General features: G+C 50.8%; 1 protein-coding gene. It reads right to left on the reverse strand.

Annotation, left to right across the window (positions count from 1 at the left end; translation table 11 throughout):
* Nucleotides 1-15: 15 nt before the first annotated feature.
* Nucleotides 16-1,020, reverse strand: coding sequence for an IS701 family transposase (locus E1919_RS27170; RefSeq protein WP_162056533.1), 1,005 nt, complete (start codon nt 1,018-1,020; stop codon nt 16-18).
* Nucleotides 1,021-1,062: the final 42 nt, after the last annotated feature.

Raw genomic sequence — 1,062 nt, forward strand, 5'->3', positions numbered from 1 at the left:
TAGGACTTTCGCACATTAGGCATAACAGATAGCAGGATTTACCAGTTGTTGATTCATGTATTGGTCGAGCAGCCCTTTTTTGAGCTGGTAAATTGTTAGTTCATAGGCATAGGCCAAACTCTTGAGTCTGGTCCAGACGAGTGTCGCTGCGAGTATGTGGTTTCGCTGTGCCCTTGCCAGTCGGCATTGCGAGCGCTCTATCCCCGTCAGCTGTTTTTCCTCCCGGTGAAGTTGCTCCACGCACCATCTCAGGCCGCAGGTTTCTTTGACGGCCTGAGTTGCGTTTTGCGCTACATCATTGGTGACGATGTAGTCCGTGCGGTGGGTAGACACCTCAACCCGGAATAGCTTCACTTTCACATCCAGCGGAAACTTATGCAGCTTTACCAGCTTGCCCTGCTCGACCTCCTGCTCACTCCACGGCAACTCATCTACCGGCTTATAAGGCTCCTGGCCTGAAGTGTCATCTACTTTGCGGTTACTCTTGATGGGACAGTAGAAGGTCTTGCCTTCTTTCATCAAATACTTCATCAAATCAGTTGTAGCATACCAACTGTCCATGAGCACCGTTTGGAACAGCACCTGCCTTGCCTTCAGGCTCCGGAGCATGTCCAGCACATGGTCCAGCTTTGTTTTTCCGTCTGTTTGCGGGTCAAAGACTCGCAAGTCAAGCAGCCAGAACTGCTGGTTTATCGGGTCCAGGTAAAGGCAGTTCACCACGCCTATCCCTTTGATGATGCCGTGGGCGTTACCAGAGTATTGCCGCCTGACCATGCCAATCGCCTGCGAGTGGCGTTTATCCAGCACCGTGTCATCGAAGATGACAAAGGCACGGGAGGACTGGGTGAGATGCGGCGATACCTTCTCCCACAACAAGCGGGGCGTAAGCTTTTCATCTCTGAGAAAGCGGTGAACGGAATCATGGCTCAGCCCCTGCAGGTGGTCAGCAAAATAGGTGCAGGTATAGTTAACCTGCGTACTCAACAGATATTGGCAGTACATATCTATAGCTGTTTTCATGCTACTTCTCCCTCCAACTACTTCTACTTAATTTTTTCGCTT

The sequence above is a fragment of the Pontibacter pamirensis genome, assembly GCF_010015475.1.
In the GTDB taxonomy this organism is placed as follows: domain Bacteria; phylum Bacteroidota; class Bacteroidia; order Cytophagales; family Hymenobacteraceae; genus Pontibacter; species Pontibacter pamirensis.